General features: G+C 49.8%; 3 protein-coding genes. All 3 read left to right on the top strand.

Going from position 1 to position 3,362, the window contains the following annotated elements; genetic code table 11:
* Positions 1–987 (top strand): SAM-dependent methyltransferase (locus Q0614_RS07525; RefSeq protein WP_298787724.1); only part of this gene is annotated, 987 nt, incomplete at its 5' end.
* A complete protein-coding gene (locus tag Q0614_RS07520) occupies positions 977–1,489 on the top strand; it encodes a lipocalin family protein (RefSeq protein WP_298787722.1) in 513 nt (170 codons plus the stop codon). The genes Q0614_RS07525 and Q0614_RS07520, both read left to right, overlap by 11 nt.
* Positions 1,489–2,889 carry a riboflavin kinase gene (locus Q0614_RS07515; RefSeq protein ID WP_298787720.1) on the top strand — a complete coding sequence of 467 codons (1,401 nt, stop codon included), beginning with the start codon at positions 1,489–1,491 and terminating at the stop codon, positions 2,887–2,889. The genes Q0614_RS07520 and Q0614_RS07515 overlap by 1 nt, the downstream gene beginning before the upstream one ends.
* The last annotated feature ends 473 nt before the right edge of the window (positions 2,890–3,362 follow it).

Genomic DNA, 3,362 nt, shown 5'->3' with positions numbered 1-3,362 from the left:
TTGGCGAGCTGCGCCGCAAATTCGCCTAACTCGGCGGCAGAAATTTCAAAGCCGTACAGCAGTGCGAAGTGCACGGATAGCAAAGCGACAGCGACGCAAAAAGCAGGCGCAGTAACGACGCAAATTTCAAGCGCAGATTTTACGGCTACGGATAAAATTTTGAGCGCAGACGAAGCGACTAAAATTCCAAGCGCAACGACGACAAAGAGCGCAAAAGCCACTACCGAAGCGATCCGTACCGCAAAAACTAGCGCCGATACGGCTGTGCTTCTACAAACCGGTGCAGGCAAGCAAACAGGAGAATTTTTACAGACGAGCGCGGGCCCCGAGACGGCAGGACTTTTGCAAACGAACGCAGACGCCGAAACGGCAGAGATTTTAAATGCGGCGAAAGCCTCCAAATCGGGCGGCAGGGTGGGCGCGTGCCGCAACGAAGGCGGCGCGGAGCTGGTACAAACAAAGCCATCGCAAAAAGATATTTTAAATTTAGCGGGAGCCGATGTTTTGGACGTGGGCAGTAGCACCGGCGGGTTCGTGCAGATTTTACTGCAGCGCGGCGCAAAGAGCGTGACCGCGCTTGACGTCGGCAGCTCGCAGCTAAGCGAAATTTTGCGGCGCGATCCTCGCGTGATCGTGCGCGAAAACACCGACATCAGGGAGTTTGCAAGCAAGAAGAAATTTGATCTCATCACCTGCGACGTGAGCTTCATCTCGCTAAATTTGATCTTAAAAAGCCTCGCAAGCCTTGCAAAAAGCTCTCTCATCGTGCTATTTAAGCCGCAATTTGAGGTCGGCGCGGAGATCAAGCGAAATAAAAAAGGCGTGCTCAAGGACGAAAAAGCGGTGTGCGCCGCGCGAGCGAAATTTGAGCGGCTATGCGCCGAGCTGGGGCTTGCTGTGCTGCACGCTAGCGCCTGCAAAATCACGGGTAAAGAGGGAAATAGGGAATTTTTCTATCTTCTAAAAAGGACGAACGATGAAATTTAAAAACTTAATTATATTGGCGTTTTGCGCGCTATTTTTGGGCTCATGCGCTAAAAGCTTAAACCCCAAAGCGCCGATCGTAAAAAACTTCGACATAGTTAAATTTAGCGGCGGCTGGTATGAGATCGCCCATATGAAGGGCGGCGGCGAGCTGCAAAACACCGCGTACGAGTGCTTTATCGATAAAAACTCCACGATCAATCTTTTAAAAACCGCCAAAACAAGCTCTGGCAAAATCGAAAACGAGCAGCACGTGTTGGAGTTTGCGGGCGATAAAAGCGTAGGCCTGCTCTATCAAAAGGGCCTGATTTCCGACTCCCTCTACCGCGTGGCGCAGGTGGACGGCGACTATCGCTACGCCCTGATCTTCGGCGCCGATACGAGCGAGCTGTATATTCTCTCGCGCACCAAAACCCTGCCTGAGCCGATCCGCATCGTTTATCTAAAAAAAGCGAAGCACAGCGGCTACGACACCAAAAAAATCGTCTGGACGAAGCAGAAATAATGGCTAATCAAAAATCAGGTAAAGACCATACAGGGACTTCGCTACGGAATTTTAAAGAGCGAAATTTCGTAGCGCAGAATTCCAGCTTGAAAAATTTTACGGAACAGAATTTTACAAGCAATGGAGAAAATTCATCTCAAAATATCAAACGCCCAAGGCAAGAGTTGAGTGAAAACAAAGCCGGCGATGCGCACCGCGCAGATGAAGCAGACACCGACACCTCTTGCAGCAATGAAACGACTTTTGGCAGTAAAACGGCTTATAACGACGCTTGCAGCAATGACGTAGACGTCCAGACTCAAGGCACGCTTCCTGCTTGTGCGGAAGTACTGCGTGCGCGCCTAAGCGAGCAGTTCACACGTGGCGAGATTTTCGCAACGCTACAAGGCGCAAACCGCGATAATGTGCACGCCGTAGCGATCGGTAACTTCGACGGTATGCACCTTGGACATCAAAAATTATTTGAGCGCCTAGGCGAGCAAGGCGCAATAATCGTAATCCTAGCAGGTGGTGGCACGAAGCTCACCCCTTTTGCGTCACGGCAGGCGTTTACGAACAAAAAGATTTTTTATTGCGATCTACGCGCTATCAAAAGCCTTAGCGGAGGCGAATTTATCGCACTTTTAAGGCAGAATTTCATAAATTTACAAAAAATTGTCGTGGGCGAGGACTTTAGATTTGGGCGTGATCGGGCGTGGGACGTGGAATTTTTAAGGCGCGAATTTCGCGGGCAAACCTGCGTCTTAGGGGAGTTTTGCTTAAGCGGCGGCGGCGTGCATTCAAGTAGGATCAAGGAGCTTTTATCGCGCGGTCGGTGCGAAGAGGCGGCGGAGCTTTTAGGGCGAAATTACGAGATCTGCGGGCGGATCGTGCGCGGTCAGGGGCGCGGGGCGCGGGAGTTCGTAGCGACGCTAAATCTTGATGCGAGCGGCTATTTTATGCCAAAAAGTGGCGTGTATGCAAGCCTAACGCGCTCTGAAAGCAAGGAATTTGCAAGCGTGAGCTTCTTGGGGCACAGGCTCAGCACCGACGGAGCTTTTGCGATTGAAACGCACATTTTGGGGGACTTTGCAGGCTTTGAGGCTGGTTTAAATTCCGCGCAAGATCGCGCGCCGTGCTGCGGGGGGCAAGCCGCACATTCTGTGCAAAATTTAGATGAAATTTCGGCGTGTAATTCGGCTGAAATTTCTACACAAAATTTTGCGACGAGCGAGAGCTTGGACGCCGAAAATAAAATTTTAGAGGCTGCGGACAAAAACAGCGGCGCGAAATTTGCTTGCGTGAAATTTATAAAGTTCCTACGTGAAAATCGCAAATTTAGCGATCTAGCGCGGCTTAAAGAGCAGATTTTAAAAGACGTTTCAGAGGCGGAGGCGGTACTACGAAGCCGTAAATTTTAATCTACGGCTTGTAAGCTTAAAGATGAAATTTGCGGGCTGTGCGCTTTGAATTTAATGCATCCGTCTATGTTTCGCATCTACGGTGCATTAAATGAGCCGTCTGCGTCGTCCCATATAAAAGTCGTGCGCCCGTTACTTGGTACACTGCCTACATGGCTTTAACGCACCTTGGGCTTGGGCTTATGTAAGGCGAGGTAAGTGTGAGCTGCACCGAGAATCGAGGGCGATAAAAAATCTTAGTTGCGCTGCAAAGCTTTAAAATTTAGGTATGCTTCGCGTGGGGCAAACTAAGCGCAAAAATTCCATACGTAGCGGTCGCAAATAGAGTGCCGCGTAAGTGCAGGAAGCACGGTGTGAGAATTCTGCGCTCAGCATGCGCAGAAAATATAAATCGAGTGCTGCGTAAATAGCGAAACTAAAAAGGAAACGGATGAAAGACGAAATTTTTAAAGAGCCTATCAAAAAACAGTTTG

The sequence above is a fragment of the uncultured Campylobacter sp. genome, assembly GCF_937997595.1.
Classification (GTDB): Bacteria; Campylobacterota; Campylobacteria; order Campylobacterales; family Campylobacteraceae; genus Campylobacter_B.
Note: the sequence above shows the minus strand (reverse complement) of the source record. Positions and strands in the feature narration are given on the sequence as shown.